The organism is Rubrivirga litoralis, from assembly GCF_031846415.1.
Classification (GTDB): Bacteria; Bacteroidota; Rhodothermia; order Rhodothermales; family Rubricoccaceae; genus Rubrivirga; species Rubrivirga litoralis.
The window spans coordinates 37798-61022 of record NZ_JAVRHT010000002.1; the positions used below are offsets into that span (position 1 = coordinate 37798).

General features: G+C 75.2%; 17 protein-coding genes. 12 read left to right on the forward strand and 5 right to left on the reverse strand.

The window, feature by feature from the left end; genetic code table 11:
* Window positions 1–1545 carry a DUF8457 domain-containing protein gene (locus RM540_RS01640; protein WP_311661534.1) on the reverse strand — a complete coding sequence of 515 codons (1545 nt, stop codon included), beginning with the start codon at window positions 1543–1545 and terminating at the stop codon, window positions 1–3.
* A gap of 372 nt (window positions 1546–1917) precedes the next feature.
* Here RM540_RS01640 and RM540_RS01645 point away from each other — a divergent pair, with 372 nt between their 5' ends.
* The gene (locus RM540_RS01645) at window positions 1918–3105 is read left to right on the forward strand and encodes an aminotransferase class V-fold PLP-dependent enzyme (RefSeq protein WP_311661536.1); all 1188 of its coding nucleotides are present in this window, start codon (window positions 1918–1920) and stop codon (window positions 3103–3105) included.
* Between the two features lie 36 nt (window positions 3106–3141).
* On the opposite strand, the gene RM540_RS01650 is transcribed toward RM540_RS01645, so the two are convergent.
* Entirely contained in the window at window positions 3142–4410 is a 1269-nt protein-coding gene (locus RM540_RS01650) for an MFS transporter (RefSeq protein ID WP_311661537.1), read from the reverse strand.
* Window positions 4411–4457: 47 nt separating this feature from the next.
* Here RM540_RS01650 and RM540_RS01655 point away from each other — a divergent pair, with 47 nt between their 5' ends.
* The 3 genes from RM540_RS01655 (at window position 4458) to RM540_RS01665 (ending at window position 7435) form a co-directional block, all read left to right on the forward strand.
* Window positions 4458–5291, forward strand: a complete 834-nt coding sequence (locus RM540_RS01655) for an SDR family oxidoreductase (protein ID WP_311661539.1) — start codon at window positions 4458–4460, stop codon at window positions 5289–5291.
* Window positions 5292–5652: 361 nt separating this feature from the next.
* Entirely contained in the window at window positions 5653–6009 is a 357-nt protein-coding gene (locus RM540_RS01660) for a gamma-butyrobetaine hydroxylase-like domain-containing protein (RefSeq protein ID WP_311661540.1), read from the forward strand.
* 292 nt (window positions 6010–6301) lie between these two features.
* Window positions 6302–7435 (forward strand): glycosyltransferase, encoded by a 1134-nt coding sequence (locus RM540_RS01665; protein WP_311661541.1) that lies wholly within the window; start codon window positions 6302–6304, stop codon window positions 7433–7435.
* 21 nt (window positions 7436–7456) lie between these two features.
* Here RM540_RS01665 and RM540_RS01670 read toward each other — a convergent pair whose 3' ends face one another.
* Complete coding sequence (locus tag RM540_RS01670; protein WP_311661543.1) at window positions 7457–8419, reverse strand: D-2-hydroxyacid dehydrogenase; 963 nt, start codon at window positions 8417–8419, stop codon at window positions 7457–7459.
* A 225-nt stretch (window positions 8420–8644) separates the two neighbouring features.
* Here RM540_RS01670 and RM540_RS01675 point away from each other — a divergent pair, with 225 nt between their 5' ends.
* From RM540_RS01675 to RM540_RS01690, 4 genes are all read left to right on the forward strand, one after another.
* Window positions 8645–11464: a phosphoenolpyruvate carboxylase gene (locus RM540_RS01675; protein WP_311661544.1), complete on the forward strand. Its 2820-nt coding sequence runs from the start codon at window positions 8645–8647 to the stop codon at window positions 11462–11464.
* 388 nt (window positions 11465–11852) lie between these two features.
* Window positions 11853–12866, forward strand: a complete 1014-nt coding sequence (locus tag RM540_RS01680) for an SDR family oxidoreductase (protein ID WP_311661546.1) — start codon at window positions 11853–11855, stop codon at window positions 12864–12866.
* A gap of 191 nt (window positions 12867–13057) precedes the next feature.
* The gene (locus tag RM540_RS01685) at window positions 13058–16093 is read left to right on the forward strand and encodes a WD40/YVTN/BNR-like repeat-containing protein (RefSeq protein ID WP_311661548.1); all 3036 of its coding nucleotides are present in this window, start codon (window positions 13058–13060) and stop codon (window positions 16091–16093) included.
* A complete protein-coding gene (locus RM540_RS01690) occupies window positions 16090–17049 on the forward strand; it encodes a hypothetical protein (protein ID WP_311661550.1) in 960 nt (319 codons plus the stop codon). The genes RM540_RS01685 and RM540_RS01690 overlap by 4 nt, the downstream gene beginning before the upstream one ends.
* Window positions 17050–17060: 11 nt before the next feature.
* Here RM540_RS01690 and RM540_RS01695 read toward each other — a convergent pair whose 3' ends face one another.
* Window positions 17061–17591 (reverse strand): hypothetical protein, encoded by a 531-nt coding sequence (locus RM540_RS01695; RefSeq protein ID WP_311661551.1) that lies wholly within the window; start codon window positions 17589–17591, stop codon window positions 17061–17063.
* Window positions 17592–17982: 391 nt separating this feature from the next.
* Here RM540_RS01695 and RM540_RS01700 point away from each other — a divergent pair, with 391 nt between their 5' ends.
* The 3 genes from RM540_RS01700 to RM540_RS01710 all read left to right on the forward strand — a co-directional run bounded on the left by RM540_RS01700 (window position 17983) and on the right by RM540_RS01710 (window position 20263).
* The gene (locus tag RM540_RS01700) at window positions 17983–19167 is read left to right on the forward strand and encodes an AI-2E family transporter (protein ID WP_311661552.1); all 1185 of its coding nucleotides are present in this window, start codon (window positions 17983–17985) and stop codon (window positions 19165–19167) included.
* 120 nt (window positions 19168–19287) lie between these two features.
* Window positions 19288–19704 carry a hypothetical protein gene (locus RM540_RS01705; protein WP_311661554.1) on the forward strand — a complete coding sequence of 139 codons (417 nt, stop codon included), beginning with the start codon at window positions 19288–19290 and terminating at the stop codon, window positions 19702–19704.
* Between the two features lie 160 nt (window positions 19705–19864).
* Complete coding sequence (locus RM540_RS01710) at window positions 19865–20263, forward strand: hypothetical protein (RefSeq protein ID WP_311661556.1); 399 nt, start codon at window positions 19865–19867, stop codon at window positions 20261–20263.
* 201 nt (window positions 20264–20464) lie between these two features.
* Here RM540_RS01710 and dnaK read toward each other — a convergent pair whose 3' ends face one another.
* Entirely contained in the window at window positions 20465–22405 is a 1941-nt protein-coding gene (gene dnaK, locus RM540_RS01715) for a molecular chaperone DnaK (protein WP_311661558.1), read from the reverse strand.
* A gap of 525 nt (window positions 22406–22930) precedes the next feature.
* On the opposite strand from dnaK, the gene RM540_RS01720 reads away from it, so the two are divergent.
* Window positions 22931–23056 (forward strand): hypothetical protein, encoded by a 126-nt coding sequence (locus RM540_RS01720; protein ID WP_311661559.1) that lies wholly within the window; start codon window positions 22931–22933, stop codon window positions 23054–23056.
* Window positions 23057–23225: the final 169 nt, after the last annotated feature.

Below are 23225 nucleotides of genomic sequence, written 5' to 3' on the forward strand. Positions count from 1 at the left end.
CTACCGGCGGCCGAGGCTGGCCTCGACGGCGTCGGTAAACGCGATCGCCGGGTCGCTGTAGATGTTGACCTGGTGCTTCTGGAACACGTCGCGCGCGATGGTCTGCGTGGCCTCGGTCCACGAGCGGGCGCCGTCGAGCGCGGCGAGCGTCCGGCGGTAGTCGTCGGCGGAGCCGCCGAAGAGGTCGGCCACGAACGCGTCGCGGCGCTCGACGGAGACGTCGCCGAGCACGCGGCGCTCGACGGCGTCGAACGCGTCCGCCGGGGGCGCCTCGCCGGTCTCCGGCTCCGCGTCCGGGGCGGCGGGCTGCGCGAACCGCTGCCAGAGCGGGACCGCCCCGCCCTCGTCGGGCGCGTCGTCGGGCGCCGCCTCGACCACCTCGACGCCCTGCTGGCGGGCGATCTGGCGCCACAGCGGCTCGTCCTCGGTAGAGGCCGGTAGGAGCGGGGCGGCTCCGTCCGCCTCGTCGTCGGGGAACACGAGCGGCTCCTCTGAGACCTCTGGCGCCTCTTTGGGCGGGGCGGGGCGGGGGGCGCCCAGGACCGCCGAGTCTTCGGGGAGCACGTCCGCGAGGCTCCGCCACTTGGAGCCGATCACGGGCGCGAGCGCCGCGCGCGGGGCCGGCTCCGGGGCGGGCGGGGCGGCCTCCTCCGTCTCGCCGTCCACCCCGCCCTCGTCGGGGGCGGAGCCCGCGCCGTTTTGGCCCGCGGGCTCTGACTCGCCCGCCCCGCCCGCCGCGCCGGCATGAGAGGGAGCGGGCTCGGGCGGGGTGGGCTCCGCCGTCGGAGTGGGGAGGGCGGATGCGAGGCGCGCGCGGAGCGCCTCGGCGGTGACGGCCTCGTCGCCCGTGAACGGTTCGGCGAGGGCGCCGGCGCCGCGGGCCTCGAACGCCGCGCGCAAGAGCGGGGCGGGGACGGCCGCGCCGACGACGTCGTAGAGCGGGCCGAGGAGGGCTACCCACTCGTCCGCCCCGAACGAGGCTGCCATCCGGCGGTCGATCTGGTCGAACAGCCGCTCGAGGCCGGCCCGGTCGATCCGCTCGGCGCCCTTGCGGTCGGCGTAGCGGGAGGCGATCTCGGGGAGGTACGGGAACGGGCCGAACGCCCGTGAGCGCTGGATCGCGAGCGCCGTCGGAAGGTCGCCGCCGTCCTCGGGCTCGTCGCGGAAAGCCCACGCCGCGAGCGCCGGGGCGGGGCGGACGAGGTGCCCGAGCGCCTCGCGGACGGCGTCGGCGAGCGTCTCGGCCCACGCGTCGGCGGGGACGCGCGCGGCCGCGTGCGCGGCGGTCTCCCACGCCTGGGCCGCCGCCTGCACCTCGGGCGCGTCAGCGTCCACCCACGGCGTCGCCGGGAGCGCGGCGTCGCGGGCGACCTGCCGGTCCAGCACGGCGAGGAGCCGGCGGCCAACGGGGGCGGGGAGCGCGTCGAGGTCGGCTCGCGCGCGGGATCGGTCGGCCGGAAACGAGTCGAGGAGCCGGGCAGAGACGGCCCCGGCGGTGGCGTCGAGCGCGGCCCCGTCGGGCCGGGGTGCAGACACGTCGGACATGGTCGGTCGGGGGGAAGCCTGGAAGCTACCGAGTCCGGCCGCGTGAGGCCCTGGCCGCGGGACGGCAACGGCGGGCGGGGCGGCCGGCTCCCTGAGCACCCGCTGAGAGCGCCCAGCCTCGTCCACCAGAGGGCACGGGGCCAGCGAACTGTCCCGTCTGGAGGCTGGGTCTGCGGCAGGAGAGGGGAGGGGACTCCGTTTGCACCTCCACGTTTGTAGGACAGAGGGCATAAAGGGCGCGGCGACCCGACAAATCAGGACGAGCCGGATCATTCGGTCCCGCAGAGTCTTTAGGTTGAGAGACCCTGAGGAAAGCGTCAACTCTTCCCTAGGGGTAACCCCTACTAGGCGTTCCCACCACACGTCCCGCCCGTGCTCCGCTCACAGAAAGACCTGTTCGCGCTCCCGCCGGACCTCCACTACCTCAACGCGGCGTACCTCAGCCCGCAGCTCCGCGCCGTCGAGGCGGCCGGAGTCTCTGCCATCCGCGTGCTCCGCGACCCGACGCAGGTCGGGGCCGCCGACTTTTTCGACGACTCGGACCACGTCCGCGCTCTGTTCGCGGACCTCGTCGGCTCGCCCGGCTCCGCCGACCGCGTGGCACTCGTGCCCGCCGCCTCGTACGGCGTCGAGACGGTCGCGCAGAACGTAACGCTCGGGCCGGGCCGGTCGGTCGTGGTTCTGGGCGGGCAGTTTCCGAGCCACGTCTACCCGTGGCGGCGGCTGGCCGCCGAGACCGGCGGCGAGGTCCGCACGGTCGAGGCGCCCGCCCCGCTCGGGGCCGAGGGCCGCGGGGCGGGGTGGTCCGAGCGGCTGCTCGACGCCATCGACGCCGACACAGCCGTCATCGCCGTCCCCCACGTCCACTGGGCCGACGGGACGCGGTTCGACCTGGAGGCGGTCGGGGCGCGGGCGCGCGAGGTCGGGGCCGCCCTCGTCGTCGACGGGACGCAGTCGGTGGGCGCGCTCCCGTTCGACCTCGACGCGATCCGCCCGGACGCCCTCGTGTGCGCGGGCTACAAGTGGCTCCTGGGGCCGGCGGGGACCGGCACGCTCTACCTCGGCGAGCGGTTCGCCGACGGCCGGCCGCTCGAGGAGACGTGGCTGGGGCGTGCGGGGAGCGACGACTTTAGCGGGCTCACCGACTACGCCGACGATTATGGCCCCGGCGCGGTCCGCTTCGACATGGGCGGCCGGGCCAACGGGATCTTGCTCCCCATGCTCATCGCCGGGCTCCAGCAGCTCCGCGCGTGGGGCGTCGGCGAGGTGCAGGCCACGTGCGCGGCGCGCGCCGACGTCATCGTGGACGGCGCCCGCGCGCTGGGCTACGCGGCCGAGGACGCCGCGTGGCGCGCGGGCCACCTGTTCGGGCTCGCCCCGCCCCCAGGCATCGAGGCGGACGCCGTGCGCCGGGCGCTGGCCGAGCGCAACGTGGCCGTCTCGACGCGCGGCGGCGTCGTCCGCGTCTCGCCCCACGTCTACAACGACGGCGCCGACGTGGACGCGCTGCTCGGAGGTCTCGCCGCGGCGACGGGGCGCGGTCGCGCGGTCGCGGCCTAAAGCGGACGGGGCGGGGCGGTCGGGCGGGGCGGCCCGCTACCGCTCCGGCGCCGCGGCCCGGAACGCCGGCCCGGCGCCCAGCGCCACGGCCAGCGCGAGCACGATCAGGAGCGCGAACGCCACGCGCAGCCCGGCCGCCTCGGCGACGAACCCGAGCGCGGGCGGCCCGGCCAGGAAGCCGGCGTAGCCCGTCGTCGTAACCGCGGCGATGCCCCGCCCCGCCCCCAGGCCCGGCGCCCGTGCGGCGGCCCGGAACAGGGTCGGCACGACGGCCGCGAACCCCAGGCCGACCACGGTGAACCCGGCGACCGCCCCGCCCACGGCCGGGGCCGCGACGCACAGCGCGAGGCCGCCCGCCCCGGCGAACGCGCCCACGCGGACGAGCCGCCGGCTGCCGACGCGGGCCGTCAGGGCGTCGGCGGCGAAGCGCGCGGCGGCCATCGACGCCGAGAACACGGCGAACCCGAGCGCGGCCGTCTCGGCGCTCGCGCCCAGCCCGCGGCGGAGGTAGACGGCGCTCCAGTCGGCCATGGCGCCCTCGATGATGAGCCCGCAGAAGGCGAGCGCGGCGAGCCCGGCCACCGGCCCCACGGGCAGAGCCACGACCGGCCCGGCCGCCCCGCCCCGCGCCCCGCTCAACGTGTCGGGCGGGGTGGAGCGCGCGGCCCAGCCCTGCGCCAGTGCCCCGCCCGCGAACGCGGCGCCGCTCGCCCCGAAGTGGAGCGCGAGCGGGAGGTCGTAGGCGGCGGCGAGCGCGCCGAGCCCGGCCCCGGCCATCCCGCCCAGGCTGAACATGCCGTGGCACGCGCCCAGGACGGTGGCGCCCTCGGCCGCCTCGACGTCGGTCGCCCACGCGTTCATGGCCACGTCGGTCAGCCCGCTCGTCAGCCCGACCAGGGCGAGGGCGAAGGCCAGCCCGGCAAAGCTGGTCGCCAGCCCGGGGCCGACGACGACGGCCGCGAACAGGGCCAGGCCGGCCAGCGTCACCCGGTGCGCCCCGAACCGCCCGACGAGCGCGCCGGCGACGGACGCCGAGACGACGAGGCCGACGGCCGAGCCCAGCAGCGCGAGCCCGAGCGCGCCCTCGCTCAGCTCGGCCTGCGCCTGGATCTCGGGGATGCGCGCCGCCCACGTCCCGTAGAGCACGCCGTTGGCGGCGAACGGGAGCGCGGCCGAGCGGAGCCGGGGCGTGGCGAGAAAGCGGGGGACGAGGGCGATGGAGGCGCGGGCGGGGTGGCGACGGAGCAGGGCGGGGCGGCGCCAAGATCCCACCCCGCCCGCCTGCGAACCGCCGCGGGGGGCCATCGTTCTCCCGACTCCGCTTCTGCCCGCCCCGCTCCACCCCGCCCCGCATGGCCACGCTCTCCGGCAAGACCCTCTTCCTCACCGGCGGCAGCCGCGGCATCGGCCGCGCGATCGCGCTCCGGGCCGCCCGCGACGGCGCGAACGTGGCGATCGCCTCGAAGACCGCCGAGCCGCACCCCAAGCTCCCCGGCACGATCCACTCTGTCGCCGCCGAGATCGAGGAGGCCGGCGGCCAGGCCCTCGCCCTCCAGGTCGACGCCCGCGACGAGGACCGCGTGGCCGAGGCCGTCGCCGAGACGGCCGAGCGCTTCGGCGGCATCGACGTCGTCGTCAACAACGCGAGCGCCATCTTCCTGGCCGACACCGCGAGCACGCCCATGAAGCGGTACGACCTCATGCAGGACGTGAACACGCGCGCCACGTTCTGCGTGACGCAGGCGGCCCTCCCGCACCTGAAGGAGAGCGCGCGGGCGGGGCGGCACCCCCACGTCCTCGTGCTCAGCCCGCCGCTGAACCTGGACCCGGCGTGGTTCGGCCCGCATGTGGCCTACACGATCTCGAAGTACGGCATGTCGATGTGCGTGCTCGGCTGGGGCGAGGAGCTCCAGGACGACGGCATCGCCGCCAACGCGCTCTGGCCCCGCACGACGATCGCGACGGCGGCCGTGAAGTACGCGCTCGGCGGCGAGCCGATGATGGAGGCCAGCCGGACGCCCGAGATCATGGCCGACGCCGCGCACTGGGTCCTCACGCAGCCGGCGACCACGACGGGCAACTTCTTTATCGACGACGAGGTCTTGAAGACGGCGGGAAAGACCGACCTCTCGGAGTACGCCGTCGTCCCCGGCACCACGGACTTTATGCCGGACCTCTTTCTGTAACGCGGGGAGGTAGGAAGGTGGACGGCCGCGGGCGGCGGCCGTCCACGCGGCTACGCGCGGGAGGCGGGGGCGGCCTTCTCGCCGGCGGCCCGGGGTGCGGCCTTGGGCTGCGCGTGCGGGCGGGGCGGGGGGGCCGCCGAGGCGCGGCGGGCGGCGAAGGGCGCGCGCGTGCCGGCGCGGCGCCGCGAGGAGGAGGGGTTGGTCAGGAAGACGTTCGAGGTCATTGGGGGCGGGGTGGGGGGAAGGAGTCCGCCCCGTTGCAACGGCGGTGCCGTCCGGCCGGGCGGCCCGACTCGCCTGATCTTGGCGGTCCGGGTGTGCGGCGGCGCCCATCTTGCGCGCGCCGCCGCCCGGTCCCGCCATGCCCGCCGCCCCGCCCCGCCCCGCCCGCCTCGAAGCCGACGTGGACGCCCAGACGCTCACGGTCGGGTGGACCGACGGCCACACGTCGACGTACTCGTACGAGGGGCTCCGGCGGGCCTGCCCGTGCGCCGAGTGCCGCGGCGGCCACGCGGGCATGGCCGAGCCCGTCGATCCCATCGTGTTCGACCTCCCCGCCCTCATGACGTACGAGGTGAAGGAGCTCCGGCCGGCGGGCCACTACGCGCTCCAGATCGTGTGGGGCGACGGGCACGGGTCGGGCCTGTTCCGGTGGGAGGCGCTCCGCGACTACTGCCGCTGCGCCGCCTGCACCGGGGGCGACCGGGCGGAGCCCTAGGGCGCTCCGCGTGTTGGTACGGGCCACCGCTCGCCACCCCGCCCCGGCGGGGACCAGCTGCGGAACGGGGGCGGGGCGATCTCCGTGGCAACCCGCGGCACCACCGGGCGCCCGTTTGGAACGGGCTCCGCCTGCCGTTCCGAACAAGGCGAGATGACCGCCCGGGGCTTGGGGTTCCGCCTGAAGCCAGAAGCGCCGCGATCTGGGGGCGCGGCGCACGTTCGAGCGGGCTCGCCCCGATAGGGCGGAGACATCTCCAGCCGCACCTTGAGGGCACGCTACCGCCCCGCCCATGACCCGCCGCGTGCTCCTCATCGACCCCGTGTCCCCGGACTCGTACCAGGCGCGGACGCTCTACGACCGCGCGCTCAGCGCCCCCGAGGCCAGCGTCGTCCGCGTGGCCGAGGGGCTGGCGCAGGCGGGCCACCGCGTGACCGTGGCGCAGCGCGGGCGGACGTGGCCGTCGCGCTCGCCGGGCGGGGTGGCCTACGTCCCGTTCGCCTACGGCGGCGACTGGGGGCACCTCCCGCGCGCCGAGGCCGTCGTCGTGGTGCGCCAGGCGAAGGTGCTGGCCCGGACGCGGGCGCACTTCCCGGACGCGCGCCTCGCGCTGTGGCTCCACGAGACGCCGGGGAGCCGGCAGCGCGCGCTCGGCCCGGCCCTGCTCGCGGCCCGCGCCACGGCCGTCTGCCCCTCGAACGCCCACCGCGCCGCGCTCCACGACTTCCTCCTCCGAAAAGCCGGCGACGGCCCCGCCTCGGCGCCGTCCGCCCGCGTCTACAGCCCGGTCGACGACGACCTCCGCCCCGACCGGACGGCGGTCGACCCGGACAAGCTCGTCGCGTTCGCTGGCCCACGCGGCGCGCTCGACGAGGTGCTCGCCGCCTTCGCCCACGTCCGCCGGCGGCGGCCGACGGCGCGGCTCGTCGTCCTGGGCGGGCGGGGCGGCCGCCCCGCCCTGCCCGAAGGCGCCGTCGCGCTAGGGCCGCTCCCGCACCGCGGGGTGCTCCGCCACGTCCGCGAGGCGTTCGCTGTGTTCGCCCCGCAGACCCGGGTCGAGGGGCCGCTCGCGCTCGCGTTCGCCGAGGCCAACGCAGTCGGCACGCCGGTCGTCGCGCACCCGGACGCGGCGGCGTGCGAGGCGCTGGCCGAGGCGGTCGGCGAGCAGCGCCAGCTCGTCGACGCCCGCGACCCGTCGGCCGCCGCGCGGCGGCTCGCGCGATGGTGGGACGAGGGGCGGCCCGAGGTCGACGGCGCGCCCCGGTTCCGCACGCACCGGGTCGTCCGCGACTGGGAGCGGCTGCTGGGGCTCGACCGGACCGACCGCCCCGCCCTCCGCGTGCCCGTCGCCGTCCCGGCCGCCCCGCCCGTTGCCGTCCCGGCCGCCCCGCCCGTCGCCGTGGCCGCCCCGCCCGCCGCCGCATAAGGCACGGGCGGGGCGGGGTGGTCAGTAGCCGGCCTCCAGGTCGACCGCGTTCGCGAGCGGCTGCCCGCGCCGGTACCGGCCCAGGTTGTCGAGGAAGATGGCGAGCGCGCGGTCGGCGTAGTGCGGCGCCTGCCCGGCCACGTGCGGCGTGACGACCACGTTCTCCATCGCCCACAGCGGCGAGTCGTCGGGGAGCGGCTCGTCCTCGAACACGTCGAGCCCGGCCGCCGCGAGGCGCCCCGATTCGAGCGCGGCCACGAGCGCGCCCTGGTCGACCGTCTCGCCCCGCCCCACGTTGACGAGGACGGCGCGGGCGGGGAGGGCCGCGAACGCGCCGGCCCCGACCATCCCCCGCGTCGCGTCGGTGAGCGGGAGCGACATCACGAGCACGTCGGTCTCGGGGAGCACGTCGAGCAGGCCGTCGTTCGTCACCGTCCGGTCCACGCCCGGCACGTCCGAGCCGTCGGCGTGGTGCTGGACGGCGGTCACGAACATCCCGAACGCCGACGCGAGCCGGGCCACGCGCGCGCCGATCTCGCCCACCCCGAGGAGCACCACGCGGCGGCCCTCCAGCTCGAACGTGCCCTCGGCGGCGTCCGGGTTCCACCGCCCCGCCCGCTGGCCGATGACGTGGGCGGGGAGGCGCCGGCCGAGCGCGAGGAGCAGCGCGAACACGTGCTCGGCGATGGGGACGGCGTGGACGCCCGACGCGCTCGTCACGAGGAGCCCGGCGGGGACGTCGGCGCCGCCCTCCAGGAGCCAGTCGAGCCCGGCGCTCCACGACTGGATCCACCGGAGGTCGCTGGCCTGGGCGACGTGCGCGGGCTCGGCGTAGCCGAGCACGATCTCCACCCCGGCCAGGCTGTCGCCGGGCGCGCCGCGGCGGACGTCGTAGCCCGCGGCGGCCTCGCGGACGAGCGCGAGCCGGTCGTCCGGCAGCCGGTCTTCGGGGACGGTGACGAGGAGGACGGGGGCGTCGGCCATAGCGGAGAGGGCGGGGTGGCGTGGACGTCTCGGGCACCGCCCCGCCCCGCCCGGGTTCCGAGGCGCCCGAGTTCGGAGCCGCCCCGCCCGAGCCCCGATCTTCAGCCGCCCGATTCCCGCTCCGCTCGCTGGACCCGCGGGCGGGGCGGCCCGTTCTTGGCGCTGCCCGCTGCCCGCTGCCCGCTGCCCGCTGCCCGCTGCACCCCGCCCACACCACCCCGCCCCATGTCCGACGCCGCCCTCGACGCCGCCCGCTCCGCCGGGCTCACCGACGTCCACGCCCACCGGGTCGCGCTCGTCGAGCGGCTCGTGCTCCGCGTCGCCCGCGAGCGCTACGGCGACGCGGTCGTGGGGCACGTCGAGGACTGGCTCGCGCGCGTCCGTGCGGGCGGGGCGGCGGCGTTCGACGGCGTGGCCGAGGCCGTCGCCGAGACGTCCGTCGAGGCGCTGGCCGGCGTGCTCCGCACGCTGACGGCCTACTTCCACCTCGTCAACAAGGCCGAGCAGATCGAGATCGTCCGCGTCAACCGCGAGCGCGAGGTGGGCGCGACGGCCGAGGACCCGCGCGGCGAGTCGGTGATGGAGGCGGTCGCCGACCTGAAGCGGGCGGGGCGGTCGCTCGACGAGGCGCGGGCGCTCGTCGCCCGGCTCGACATCCAGCCCACGCTGACGGCGCACCCGACCGAGGCCCGGCGGCGGACGGTGCTCCACCACCAGGACCGGGCGGCCGCTGCGCTCGACCGGCTCACGTCGGCCGGGTCGGGCCAGGCCCTCACGCCGGCCGAGGCCGACGCCGCCGAGGCCGAGGCGCTGGGCCGGCTCCGGCTCCTGCTCGCCACCGACGAGGTCCGCCCCGCCGCCGTGACCGTGCGCGACGAGGTCCGCCACGGGCTCTACTTCGTGGCGACGTCGATTTGGGACGTCGTGCCGCGCATCCACGCCGACCTGCGGCGGGCGTTCGCGGACGTCTACGGGGCCGAGGGCCTGTCCTTCCCGCCCGTCCTCCGCTACCGCTCGTGGATCGGCGGCGACCGCGACGGCAACCCCAACGTGACCGCCGAGGTGACGGCGTGGACGCTCCGCGCGCACCGCGAGGACGCCCTGCGCCTCCACCGCCGCGCGCTCGACGCGCTCCGCCTGGACCTGTCCGTGAGCGACCAGCAGGCCGAGTTCCCGGACGAGCTGTGGGCGTCGGTCGAGGCCGCGCGCGAGACCGTGCAACTCCCCGAGCGGCGGTGGCGCCAGAACGCGCACGAGCCGGTCCGCCTGAAGATTATGCAGATGGCCGAGACGCTCGACCGCCTCCTCGACGCGCTACCCGAGGGCGGCTCGGGGCAACGGCGGACGGGCGCCGCCCCGCCCGACTACAGCGCCGCCGACTTCCGGGCCGACCTCGACCTCATCGCGCGCTCACTCGAAGCGGCCGGGCTGGGGGCGCTGGCCGAGACGGGCGGGCTAGCCGACGCCCGCGTCCGCGCCGAGACGTTCGGGTTCCACCTGGCCGCCCTCGACCTCCGGCAGCACAGCGCCACGCACGAGGCGGCCGTCGCCGACCTCCTGCGGCGCGCCGACGTCGAGCCGGACTACGCGGCGCTGGGCGAGGACGACCGCGTGGCGCTCCTGACGCGCGAGCTGAACAACCCGCGCCCGTTTATCCGCCTGGGCGGGGCGGTGGGGCCGGACGCCGACCGCGTGCTGAGCGCGCTCCGCGTGGCGAAGGCGGCGCTGGACCAGGAGCCCGACTCGATCGGCTCCTACATCGTGTCCATGACGGACGCGGTAAGCGACGTGCTGGAGGTGCTGCTGCTCGCCAAAGAAGTCGGCCTGTGGCGGCGGCACGCGGACGGGACCGTCGAGTCGGCCGTCGACGCCGTGCCGCTCTTGGAGACGGTGGCCGACCTGGAGGCGGGGCCGGCGCTCCTCGCGGCCCTGTTCGAGAACGAGGTCTACGCCGCCCACCTGGCGGCGCGCGGCGGGCTCCAGGAGGTCATGCTGGGCTACTCAGACTCGAACAAGGACGGCGGCTACTGGCAGGCCAACTGGTCGCTCCACAAGGCGCAGGGCGCGCTCGCCAGGACGTGCCGCGAGCACGGCGTCGACCTCCGTTTTTTCCACGGGCGGGGTGGGACCGTCGGTCGGGGCGGCGGGCGGGCGGGGCAGGCCATCCGCGCCATGCCGCCCGAGGCGCAGACGGGGCGCATCCGGTTTACCGAGCAGGGCGAGGTCATCTCGTTCCGCTACGCGCTCCCGGGCATCGCGCGGCGGCACCTCGAGCAGATCGTCCACGCCCAGATTGGCGCCCTCGCCGACGCGCCGGACGAGGGCGCCGAGGTCTGGGACGGGCCGCAGGGCGGGGCGGCCCGCGACCTCATGGAGCGCCTCGCCGACCGCGCGATGACGGCCTACCGCGACCTCATCGACGCCCCGGACTTTTGGCCGTGGTACGTCGCGGCCACGCCCATCGAGCACATCGCGGACCTCTCGATCGCGTCGCGCCCCATCTCGCGGAAGGGGGCGGCGGACCTGGACTTTGCCGGCCTCCGCGCGATCCCGTGGGTGTTCTCGTGGACCCAGCCGCGCTACACGGTCCCCGGGTGGTACGGGGCGGGCACGGCGCTCGCCGAGGCCATCTCGGGCCAGGACCTCGACCTTCTCCGCCGGCTCCAGGCCGAGTGGCCGTTTTTCCAGGCCGTCTCGGGCAACGCCATGCGCGAACTGGCCCGCGCGCGGCTCGTGGTCGGCCGCCGCTACAGCGCGCTCGCCGAGGCCGCGGGCGCCCACCCCGCCCCGTTCGAGCACGTCGAGACGGAGTACGAGCGCGCCGAGGCCGCCTTCCTCCGCGTGACGCGGCAAGACACCTTGCTCGCGCAGAGCCAGACGATCGCGGCGACCATCCGCTACCGCAACCCGGCGACGGACGTGCTGAACCTCGTCCAACTCGACCTCATGCGCCGCTGGCGGGGCGGCGACCACGGCGACGAGATCGGGCGGGCGCTGCTGGTCTCGGTCAATGGCATCGCGGCGGCCATGCAATCGACGGGATGATGGGAAATGGGAAATGGGAAATGGGAAATGGGAAATGGGAAATGGGCGCGCGGGCGGGGTGGTGCCGGGTTTGTTCCGCCCGCCCCGTCCACATCTGGGCGGGGCGGTATGGAAGTCGTCGAGGCCCACGAAGGACGTCGGTAGTTCCCCTCCTGGACACCGCGCAGCGTCGGCGCAGCCAAGAGGGGCTAGGGGTGGTTGTCGGGTGGGCGGGGCGGTCAGAGAAAGGCGCCGCCCCGCCCGTAGCCGCCCCGTCCGATGCCGCCCCGCCCGTCCGGCTCGCGCCTGGGCGGGGTGGGAGAACCCTGAAGAACCCGCGCGGGGCGGACCGTGGGGCGGGGCGGGGCCGTCCAACCGTGTTCGACCTCTCCTCCCTTCCCCCTCGCCCATGTCCGTCTCGCTCAAGCCCCTCGACCAGCAGACCCTCGTCATCACCGGCGCCTCGTCCGGGATCGGCCTCGCGACCGCCCTGGAAGCCGCCAGCCGCGGCGCCGACCTGTTCCTCGTCGCGCGCGCGCCCGAGGACCTCAATGAGGCCGCCGAGCGGTGCCGCGCGCTCGGCGCCGACGTCGAGACGATGGCCGCCGACGTGGCCGACCGCGCCGTGCTCGACCTCATCGTCCAGACGGCGACCGAGCGGTTCGGCGGGTTCGACACCTGGATCAACAACGCCGGCGTCTCGATCTACGGCGAGATCAAGGACGTCCCCGAGGAGTCGGCGCGGCAGCTGTTCGAGACGAACTACTGGGGGACCGTCCACGGCAGCCTCGTCGCGGCCGAGCACTTCCGCACGCGCAGAGGCACGGGCGGGGCGATCATCAACGTGGGGAGCGTGCTGGGCGACCGGGCCATCCCGCTCCAGGGCCACTACTCCGCCTCGAAGCACGCCGTCAAGGGGTTCACCGACGCCTTCCGCATGGAGCTCGAGAAAGAGGGCCTGGCGGTGAGCGTGACGCTCATCAAGCCCAACGCCACCGGCACGCCGTACACGGAGCACGCGGCCAACTACATGGACCGCGAGGCCGCCCTGCCCACGCCGGCCTACGCGCCCGAGACCGTCGCCCGCGCCATCCTCTCGGCCGCCGAGCGCCCGGTCCGCGACGTGACCGTCGGCGCCAAGGACGGCGCGCTGACCGTGCTGGGGACGATCGCCCCGCGCCTGACAGACAAGCTCATGGAGGCCTCGTTCTTCGACCAGCAGAAGGGCGACGCCCCATACACCGGTGACCGTTCGGGGACGCTCCAGGAGCCCGTACCTGGCAGCGGGCGCGTCCACGGCGCCGTCGACGGCCACGTGTTCCAGTCGAGCCCGTGGGCGCAGCTTCAGGCCCACCCGCTCGCGTCGGCCGGCCTCGCGCTCGGCGCGGCGCTCGCGCTCACGCTCGGCCTCCGCCGGAACTAGCCCGCCGCGCCTGCCAGGTGCCCCGCCCCACCCCGCCCCATGCGCCGGGCGGGGTGGGGCGTTTTGCTGGGTCCGGGCGGGGCGGGGTGGCCGCTCGCGCCGTCGGCGGGCTGGAGAGGCCGTGGGAAGACGAGCGCCGCCGGGGCCACCCCGCCCGGCGTTATCGTTCACGCACACCCCGCCCCGCCCCGATGCCGTTTTCGCTTTCCACTGGGCGCCCGCTGGCGCTCGCCCTCGCCGCCCTGGTCGTCGCCGCCCCGCCCGTGGCGGCTCAGAACACGGACCCCGTGCGGCTCGCGCCGGCCGGTGTGCCGGGCGTGAACGCCGTCGCGCCGACGCCGGCCGCCGAGCGGGAGCGGGCCGCGGCCGTGCGCGCCGATCTCGCGCGGCGCTCGGCGGTCGCCGAAGTCCCCTTCCGGTCCGTCGGGCCGACGGTCATGAGCGGGCGCGTGACCGACGTCGAGGGCAAGCCGGGCGACCCCAGCGACTTCTACGTGGCCTACGCGTCCGGCGGCCTGTGGCGGACGCAGAACGCGGGCGGCTCGTTCGAGCCGCTCTTCGACGACATGCCCCAGATCACGATCGGCGACATCGCCGTCGACTGGCGCGACCCCGAGGGCGACGGGCCGACTGTCTGGGTGGGCACCGGCGAGTCGAACTCGTCACGGTCGTCGTACGCCGGGAGCGGCCTCTACAAGTCGACCGACGGCGGCCGGACGTGGGCGCACCTCGGGCTCGACGAGACCCACCACGTCGGCCGCGTCGTCGTCCACCCCGCCGACCCCGACGTGGCGCTCGTGGCCGCGGTCGGCCACCTGTACTCGCCGAACCCCGAGCGCGGCCTCTACCGGACCGAGGACGGCGGGACGACGTGGACCCACGTCCTGGCCCTCGACGACGACACGGGCGCCATCGACATTGTCCTCGACCCAACCAATCCCGACCGCGTCTACGCGGCGACGTGGACGCGCGCGCGCCGGGCGTGGGACTTTCGCGAGGGCGGGGCGGGGTCCGGCCTCTGGGGCTCGACCGACGGCGGCCAGACGTGGGCGCGCCTGAACGTCGAGGGCTCCGGCTTCCCGACCGGCGCCGACGTTGGGCGGATCGGCCTGGACGCGCACCCGAGCGGGGCGCTCTTCGCCGTCGTCGACAACCAGGCGCGGCGGCCCGAGGAGGAGCCGGACGAGGACGCGCCGGCCGTCACGCGCGACCTCCTCCGCGCCATCTCGACCGAGGACTTTCTCGCGCTCGCCGAGGACGACCTCAACGCGTTCCTCGACGCCAACAACGTCCCCTACAGCTACACCGCCGAGTCCATCCTGGAGATGGTGCGGGCGGGGCGGATCGAGCCGGCCGACCTCGTGGGGTTCCTCGAAGACGCCAACGCCCAGTTGTTCGACACGCCCGTCGTCGGCGCCGAGGTCTACCGCTCCGACGACCACGGCCGGACGTGGACGCGGACGCACGAGGGCTTCCTCGACGACCTGTTCTACAGCTACGGCTACTACTTCGGCGTCCTCCGCGTGGCGCCCGACGACCCCGACCGGCTCTACGTCCTGGGCGTCCCGCTCGTGGCTTCGTCCGATGGCGGGGCCACGTGGGCGCGCGCCGACGCGCCGCAGGTCCACGTCGATCACCACGCGCTGTGGTTCGACCGGACGCGGCCGGGCTACATGATCTCGGGGAACGACGGCGGCCTCAACGTGAGCTACGACCGCGGCGCCACGTGGTCGAAGCTGAACGCGCCGGCCGTGGGCCAGTTCTACGCCGTCCAGGTCGACGACGCCGAGCCGTACAACGTCTACGGCGGGCTCCAAGACAACGGCGTCTGGGTCGGCCCGAGCACCTACGAGGCGTCGCGCGGGTGGCTCGCCGAGGGCGAGTACCCCTACCACCGGATCATGGGCGGCGACGGCATGCAGATCCAGGTCGACGACCGCGACGGGACCGTCTACACGGGCTTCCAGTTCGGGAACTACTTCCGCACGGACCGGAGCGGGGAGGGGGAGGCCGAGCGCGTCGTGCCGCAGCACGAGCTGGGCGAGCGGCCGCTCCGGTTCAACTGGCAGGCGCCGATCTGGCTCAGCCGCCACGTCCCGGACGTCCTCTACTTCGGGTCGAACAAGGTCCACCGCTCGCTCGACCGCGGCGACACGTGGGAGGCGCTCTCGGACGACCTCACGGGCGGCGGCACGCCGGGCGATGTCCCGTTCGGGACGCTGTCCTCGCTCCACGAGTCGCCGCTCGAGTTCGGGCTCCTGGCCGCCGGCACCGACGACGGCCACGTCTGGGTGAGCGAGGACGGCGGGCGGACGTGGCAGGACCGCTCGGCCGGGCTCTCGCCCGACCTCTGGGTAAGCCGTGTCGAGCTCTCGGGCCACGACCGCGGCCGCCTGCTCGTCGCCCTCAACGGCTACCGCTGGGACCACTTCGAGAGCTACGTCTACGCCTCCGACGACCTCGGGCGGACGTGGCAGCGTGTCGGGCTCGACCTCCCCGCCGAGCCGGTCAACGTGGCCACGGAGGACCCGAGGAACCCGGACGTCGTCTATGTGGGCACCGACGGCGGGCTCTACCTCTCGCTCGACCGAGGCGCCTCGTTCCAGGCCTTCCACGGCCAGCGCGCCCGCCCCGCCCCCGGCGACGGTGACCGCGGCCCGTTCATGGGACCGGACTCCGGCGCCGATTCGCCTGCCCTCCCGTACGCGCCGGTCCACGACCTGGTGGTCCAGGAGCGCGAGGCCGACCTCGTCGTCGGCACGCACGGGCGGTCGATCTGGATCGTCGACGTGGGCCTCGTCCAGCAGATGACGCCGGCGGTGCAATCCTCTGCGCTGCACGTGTTTGCGCCCGATACGCTCACGCACAACGAGAGCTGGGGCTCGCGCGGCTACACCTGGTCCGACCCGCGCGAGCCGTCGGTCCAGATCGGCTACACCACGACGGTGACGGGCACCGCCCGCGTCCGCGTTCTCGACGCCGAGGGCGGGGTGGTGCGCCAGATGGACGACGCGGCCGAGCCCGGGATCAACCTGCTCGCCTACGACCTCCGCGCCGACCGCGCGCTCGGCGACGACCACGAGCCGGGAGAGGACACGGGCGCGTTCACCCTCATCCCCGGTGAGTACGTCGTCGAGGTGACGCTGGCGGGGCGGACCGAGACCGCCCCGCTCGTGGTGGAGGCCGGGCCGGAGCCGCGGAGCCGGGCGCGCAAAAAGGCCCCGTGACCGACCGCCCCGCCCCGGAGGGCGGCCGAGAGGAGAGGGGAAAGGCGGCACCGCCGTCTCCGCCCCGCCCCGCCCTCTGGCTCGGCGACCGCCGCGGCGCCGCCGTCGACTGGACGACGCAGCAGTGGGTCAAGGCGACGGGGCGCCGCGTGGACCTGGCCGAGACGCCGTGGCTGGACGGGCCAACGGGCGAGCCCTCGGGGATCGGCGAGGAGTTTTTCGAGGCGTGGGCGGCCGCGAACGGCCTAAGCGTCGAGGAGGGCCTGGGCGCCGAGGCGGGCGGGGCGGCGCGCAGGCTGCTCCCGTCCCTGGACGCGCTCTCCGGCCCCGGCTTCGACGCGGGCGCCGTCGACGCGTCGGTCCGCGACTTCTACGGGCGGACGTCGGCGTACGAGGTCGAGGCGTGGGCCGAGTGGAGCGGCTTGTTCCGGCCGTTCGGCGGCCTCGTCGCCACGCTGTTCAGCCGGCGGCTCGACCAGCTCAACCTCCCCCTCGGCGCGCTCGACACGAGCCGGGGGACCACCTCGCGCGTGCTCCACCTGGTCCGCCCGGGGGGCGGGGTGGCGATGGCGGCGTGGGTGCGGACGCTCCGCGCGACGGGCCGCTCGCTCTATGTCGGGGCGTACTCGGCGGCGCGCGTGCCCGGCCACCCCGCCCCGTGCGTCCGCGTGGTGTTCCCGCTCCCGAACGGGGCGTGTACCGTGCTCCTGCGGCCCGAGGTGGGCGAGGGCGGCGCGCTCCGGCTCGTCTCCAGCGGGGCGGCGTGGGGCGACCCCGGCCTCTACCTCACCGTCCACGACGGCGACCGCGTGTGGGGCCGGGCCGTCCGCTCGCTCCGCGAGACGGTCCGGGTGTACCCCGCCCGCGACGGGGTCCGCACGGACCACACGCTGCGGCTGGGCGGGCGCGTGTTCCTCCGCCTCCACTACCGCCTGGCCGCCCCGCCCGCGGCGTAGGGCGGGGCGGGTCAGCGGCCGGCGCGGACGCGCTCGAACGCCTCGACAAACCGCTCGGCGTCGGCGGGGTCGAAGGCGGGCGGCCCGCCGTCGTCGCCGGTGTGGAACGTCCCGCTCCCCTCGCCGTCGAGGGACTCGATGTCGAGGCGGCCGTCGCCGTCGTGGACCACGCGGACCTCGTCGACCGGGAGCTGCACGGCCCGGTCGAGCACGCCGCCGACGGCGTCGGTGAGGGTCTCGGCGATGAACCCGCCCACCCCGCTCCGTTCGGTCTCCAGCTCGGCCGCGAGGTCCTTTTCGATCTCGGCGCGCTGCGCGTCGGAAAGGTGGAAAAAGACGACGCGGTCGGTGAGCCCGAGGGTCAGGACCCCGTCCGTGCTCGTGATCACGAGCTGCTCCGTGCCCGGGGGCGGGGCGTCGGTAAAGGCGGCGTCGGCCGGGGGCGGGGCGGCGTCGGCGCTCGGGTCGGGCGTGACGTCGGACGGCTCCGGCGCGCAGGCGGCGGCGAGGAGCGCGAGGGCAGAGAGCAGGGCGAGGCGCATGGCGGGGCGGCCGCGAGGGCGAGGCGGTGGCGTGCGGGCTCTGACGGGCGGGGCGGTCCGGGGTTACGCCTCCCCGCCCCGGTGGCGCGTGGGCGAGGCCGGGCGCTCGCTCGCCGCCCCGCCCGTGCGGGTGCGAGAGCGTCACCGGTCGGGACCAAAAAACGCCCCGACCGGCATACGCCAGTCGGGGCGGAGCGGGCGGGTCGTGCCGGTTGTCGTCCCCCCGGACAGATCGCCAGGCTCGACCTCGCTCGATGCCTGAACGTAGGGATCAGAACGCGTCCCGTCAAGGGGTCTTCGCATATTGAGTGAAGCATCAGGTGAAACCCCTGCCGCCCGTCAGCGATATTGCGGCCCCCTCCCGCTGGGCCGCCCCGCCCGCCCCGTCTCAATGCTCCTCCGCTCGTTCGAGAACCGGGCGTTTATCGCGCTCGTCCTCCTCGTCACCGCCGCGCTCGTGTGGACGCTCTCGGGGTTCCTGCTCCCCGTGTTCTGGGCGACGGTCCTCGCCATCCTGTTTACGCCGCTGTTCCAGTGGGTGCGGCGGGGGATGCGGGGGCACAACTCGCTGGCCGCGCTGACGACGCTCCTCATCGTGTTCGTGCTCGTCATCGTCCCGCTCGTGGTGCTGGGCGGGGCGGTCACGCAGGAGGCGCTGGGCCTCTACAACCGGGTCGTGTCGGGCGACATCAACGTGACGGAGCCCCTGCACACGGCCGAGCAGCTGCTCCCCGAGCTGACGCAGCGGGCCGAGGAGCTGGGCGTCGACTTCGACCGGATCCGCGAGAACGCGGCGCAGGCGGCCCTCGCGGTGGGGCAGGGGCTGGCCACGCGCCTGCTCTCCGTGGGCCAGCAGACGCTCCAGTTCGTGCTGCTCCTCGCGGTCACGCTCTACGTCCTGTTCTTTTTCCTCCGCGACGGCGACCGCCTGACGAACACGCTCATCCGCGCGCTCCCGCTCGGCGACCCCCGCGAGCGCCGGCTGCTGACCAAGTTCGTCGCTGTCACGCGGGCGACGGTCAAGGGCACGTTCGTGATCTCGGCGGTCCAGGGCGCCATCGGCGGGGTCACGTTCGCGCTCCTCGGGCTGGGGTCGCCCGTGCTCTGGGGCGTCGTGATGACGGTGTTGTCGTTTATCCCCGCCATCGGCGCCACGATCGTCTGGGGGCCGGTCGCGCTCTACCTCCTCCTGACCGGACAGGTCGTCGAGGGCCTCATCCTGATCGGCGTCGGGGCCGGCATCATGGGGACGGTCGACAACGCGCTCCGGCCCATCCTCGTCGGCCGCGACGCGGGCATGCCCGACTACGTCATCCTGCTCTCGACGCTGGGCGGGTTGGGCACGTTCGGGGTCTCGGGCCTCGTGATCGGCCCGGTCGTGGCTGGCCTCTTCCTGACCGTGTGGGAGCTGTTCACCGAGGAGTTCGCCACGGCCGACACCGATGACCCCGACGTGCCGGGCGACGACCCCGAGGAGGCCGCCGCCGCCGAGCCCGACCCGGCCGCGCTCACGGGAGCGCCCAAGACGTCTCCCGACGACGAGGCCCCCACGTCGGACGTGGTCCTCGACCTGTAGCGGGCCGCCCCGCCCCAACGTCTCGGCATCTCCCGGGGGCGGGGCGGCGGCTGGGCCGGGCGATCTGCCCTTGTCGCCCGGGCGGGGCGGCGGTACCGTCGGCACCTCCCCGCCCCGCCCATGCGCGCGCTCCTCGCCGGTCTCGTCCTCGTCTCGCTCGCCGCCGGGTGCGACTCAGCCTCCGACGAGACGGCGGTCGACGTCACGTTCCGCGACGAGGGCGGGGCGGTCGTCTCGACCGGCCGGCTCCGCCTGGACGAGCCGCTCAGCACGGGCGCGACGGTGTCTGGGACGTACCGGCTCAGCGACGCCAGCCTCACGCCCAACCAGAGCGGGCGGCTCCGCGCGACGTGCGAGAGGGGCGGGGTGGTCAGCGTGGGCCGGCTCCGCGTGGCCGTCGACCTCAACGCGAGCGACGCGGGCCTCACCCTGGAGGGCGCCTGCGGCGTCGACTCGCCGAGCGGGCTGGGCGGCGGCACGTGGAGCCGGATCACCGTCGCCGGCGCGGTCCCCGGCGGCCGGTTCGAGGTCGAGTAGCGCCGCCCCGCTCGGCGCCGCCTCGTGACCGTCCGCCGACGCCCCGCGACCGCTCGCCGCCCCGCCCTTGCGGCGCGGGCGGGGCGGCCGGACGTTGGCGGCCTCGCCACCCGGCCCTTTGGGTCCGGCCCGCCCATGCACCCACCGTCTCCTTCTGCTCTTGCTCCTCGCCGCCCTCACCGCCTGCGACAGCGGCGCGGACGGGCCGCTCGGCGGCCGCTACGACGTCACGCTGTTCGAGGGCGGGGCGGCCGTCGCCACCGGCACGCTCCGGCTCGACGTGGAGGACCTGACCGTCTCCCCGGCGGCCGTCTCGGGGCGGTGGCAGCTGGAGCCCGCGGGCGACGGAGACGCGTCGGGCGTCTCGGGCGACGGCGTCCTGCGCGGGACGTACGACGGCGAGGCCGTCCGCCTGTCGCTCCTCGTCGGCCCGGAGGGGGCGCCCGAGCTCGACGCGGGCGTCGGGCTGGACGGGACGGTCGCGGGGGACGAGATCCGCGGAGAGTGGGGGGCCGGTTTCAGCGACGGACCCGCGGGCACGTTCGAGGCTCGGCGGTAGCGCCGCCCCGCCCACGGCCGAGGGCGGGGCGGTCGTCGGCGGCCTCATCAGACCGCCCCGCCCGAGCACGGCTCAGCAACAAAAAGCGCCCCGGCGGCCGAAGCTGCCGGGGCGCTCGCGTGCGCGGTCGGACCCGAAGGCCGGACCCCGAGGGCGGACCCAAAGGGCGGACCCAAAGGGCGGACCCAAAGGGCGGGGCGGTTAGCTCTGCGTGCCGCCCTCGTCGACGACCTCGAAGTCGGCGTCCTCGGCGCCGTCGCCGCCGGGCGGGGTGGCGCCGGCCTGGGCGTCGGCGGCGGACTGGGCGCCGCCGGCCTCGGCCTCGGCCTGCTGGGCCTTGTACAGGTCCTCGGACGCGGCGCTCCAGGCGCCGTTGAGCTGCTCGACGGCCGACTCGATCTCGTCCAGGTTCTGGTTCTTGTGGACCTCCTTAAGCCGTTCGAGGGCGCCGTCGATCTGCGCCCGCTTGTCGGCCGGGATCTTGTCGCCGTACTCGGCCAGGTTCTTCTCGGTCGAGAAGATGAGGCTGTCGGCCTGGTTGAGCTTGTCGACCGACTCCTTCCGCTTGGCGTCCTCGGCCGAGTTCTCGCGGGCCGCCTTGCGCATGGCCTCGATCTCCTGCTCCGAGAGCCCGGACGAGGCCTCGATGCGGATCGACTGCTCCTTGCCGGTCGCCTTGTCCTTGGCGCTCACCGACAGGATGCCGTCGGCGTCGATGTCGAACGTGACCTCGATCTGCGGCACGCCGCGCGGGGCCGGCGGAATGCCGTCGAGGTGGAAGCGCCCGACCGTCCGGTTGTCGACGGCCATCGAGCGGTCGCCCTGGAGCACGTGGATCTCGACCGACGGCTGGCTGTCGCTCGCCGTCGAGAACGTCTCGGACTTCCGCGTCGGGATCGTCGTGTTGGCCGGGATGAGCGGCGTCATGACGCTACCTAGCGTCTCGATGCCCAGGTTGAGCGGGGTGACGTCGAGGAGGAGCACGTCGGAGACGTCGCCCGAGAGCACGCCGCCCTGGATGGCCGCGCCGAGCGCGACGACCTCGTCCGGGTTGACCGACTTGTTCGGGGCCTTGCCGAAGAACTCGCGGACGACCTCCTGGATCTTCGGGATGCGCGTCGAGCCGCCGACGAGGATGACCTCGTCGACCTGCTCCTTCGAGAGGCCGGCGTCCTTGAGCGCCTTCTGCATCGGCGGGATCGTGCGCTGCACGAGGTCGTCGACGAGCTGCTCGAACTTGGCGCGTGTGAGCTCCAGCGTGAGGTGCTTCGGCCCCTCCTGCGTGGCCGTGATAAAGGGCAGGTTGACCGTCGTCGCAGCACTCGCCGAGAGCTCGATCTTGGCCTTCTCGGCCGCCTCCTTGAGGCGCTGGAGGGCCATCGGGTCGTTGCGGAGGTCGATCCCCTCCTGCGACTTGAACTCGTCGGCGATCCAGTCGATGAGGCGCTGGTCGAAGTCGTCGCCGCCCAGGTGCGTGTCGCCGTTCGTGGACTTGACCTCGAAGACGCCGTCGCCGAGCTCCAGGATGGAGATGTCGTAGGTGCCGCCGCCCAGGTCGTAGACGGCGACGACTTCGTCCTCCTTCGTCTTGTCGAGGCCGTAGGCGAGGGCGGCCGCCGTGGGCTCGTTGAGGATGCGCTTGACTTCGAGCCCCGCGATCTGGCCGGCCTCCTTGGTCGCCTGGCGCTGGGAGTCGTTGAAGTAGGCGGGGACCGTGATGACGGCCTCCGTCACGCGCTCGCCGAGGTAGTCCTCGGCCGTCTGCTTGAGCCGGCCGAGCACCATGGCCGAGATCTCCTGCGGCGTGTACAGCTTCTCCTCGCCACCGGCGTCGACGCCGATCCGGGCCACCCCGCCCTCGCCCTTGGTCACGGTGTAGGGGACCGTCTTGGTCTCCTCGGCGACCTCGGAGAGCTGGCGGCCCATGAACCGCTTGACGGAGAAGATGGTGTTCTGCGGGTTCGTGATGGCCTGGCGCTTGGCCGGGGCGCCGACGAGCCGCTCGCCGTCCTTCTTGAACGCGACGACGGACGGCGTCGTCCGCCCGCCCTCGGCGTTGGGGACGACGACGGGTTCGTTGCCTTCCATGACGGCGACGACGGAGTTCGTCGTGCCTAAGTCGATGCCAATGATCTTGCCCATGAGAGTGGAGGGGGTCTGTCTACAGGTAAAAAAAGAGGGGACGCCGACGGGGCCAGGGCGGTCGCTCGTGGGCGGGGGACCTACGTCCGCGCCGCTGCCGAGGATCCGCCGGCCACCCCGCCCAGGCCGCCCCAGCGGGGGCGGGATGAGCCACGGGAGCGGCCAGTCCTGCCGGGGCGTCACCCGGTTCGTATCGCCCAAACAGAGGACAAGAGCCGTGCCACCCCGCTTCTGCTGCCGTTGTGGCAGAGGGTGGCGCAGGGGTCCGGCCGCCCCGCTCCAGCGGGCGGGGCGGGGTGGCCGGGCGCTCGGGGTCTGCCCCGGTCCCTCCTCCTCGTCGGCCTGAACGGGCGGGTCGGACGTGCCAGGCTGCTGGAGCCGGGGCCGCGCTCCTGCAGGCGGGGTAGCCCCAGTCGCCGCCACCCCGCCCTGCCCACGGGCGACCGCCGGTCGCCCCTACGACGGCCGCCCCGCCCGTGGCGTGGGCGGGGCGGGCACTGTGCCCCCGCGCGGACACCACGTGTGGTGTCCCTACGACTCTGGGACATCACGTTCTTGCGGGCGGGGCGGCCTGGTACGTCGCGGCTGGACGGCGTTGCATGCAACGCCGCTACGATGGCCACCCCGCCCATGCTGTGGGCGGGGCGGTAGTCTTCCGCTGCCCGCTGCCCGCTGCCCGCTGCCCGCTGCCCGCTGCCCGCTGCCCGCTGCCCGCTGCCCGCTGCCCGCTGCCCCGGGCGGGGTGGAGGCGGCCCGGCGGGGGGCACTATCTTGGCCGTCCCGCCCGGTGAGCCGCGCCCCACGGGTCCCGTCCCCTGGA

Coding starts and splice junctions, on each gene's coding strand:
- RM540_RS01675 (WP_311661544.1), top strand. CDS start 8,645: ATGTCCGACGCCGCCCTCGACGCCGCCCGCTCCGCCGGGCTCACCGAC.
- dnaK (WP_311661558.1), bottom strand. CDS start 22,405: ATGGGCAAGATCATTGGCATCGACTTAGGCACGACGAACTCCGTCGTC.
- RM540_RS01670 (WP_311661543.1), bottom strand. CDS start 8,419: ATGGCCGACGCCCCCGTCCTCCTCGTCACCGTCCCCGAAGACCGGCTG.
- RM540_RS01665 (WP_311661541.1), top strand. CDS start 6,302: ATGACCCGCCGCGTGCTCCTCATCGACCCCGTGTCCCCGGACTCGTAC.
- RM540_RS01700 (WP_311661552.1), top strand. CDS start 17,983: ATGCTCCTCCGCTCGTTCGAGAACCGGGCGTTTATCGCGCTCGTCCTC.
- RM540_RS01660 (WP_311661540.1), top strand. CDS start 5,653: ATGCCCGCCGCCCCGCCCCGCCCCGCCCGCCTCGAAGCCGACGTGGAC.
- RM540_RS01705 (WP_311661554.1), top strand. CDS start 19,288: ATGCGCGCGCTCCTCGCCGGTCTCGTCCTCGTCTCGCTCGCCGCCGGG.
- RM540_RS01655 (WP_311661539.1), top strand. CDS start 4,458: ATGGCCACGCTCTCCGGCAAGACCCTCTTCCTCACCGGCGGCAGCCGC.
- RM540_RS01680 (WP_311661546.1), top strand. CDS start 11,853: ATGTCCGTCTCGCTCAAGCCCCTCGACCAGCAGACCCTCGTCATCACC.
- RM540_RS01695 (WP_311661551.1), bottom strand. CDS start 17,591: ATGCGCCTCGCCCTGCTCTCTGCCCTCGCGCTCCTCGCCGCCGCCTGC.
- RM540_RS01650 (WP_311661537.1), bottom strand. CDS start 4,410: ATGGCCCCCCGCGGCGGTTCGCAGGCGGGCGGGGTGGGATCTTGGCGC.
- RM540_RS01685 (WP_311661548.1), top strand. CDS start 13,058: ATGCCGTTTTCGCTTTCCACTGGGCGCCCGCTGGCGCTCGCCCTCGCC.
- RM540_RS01640 (WP_311661534.1), bottom strand. CDS start 1,545: ATGTCCGACGTGTCTGCACCCCGGCCCGACGGGGCCGCGCTCGACGCC.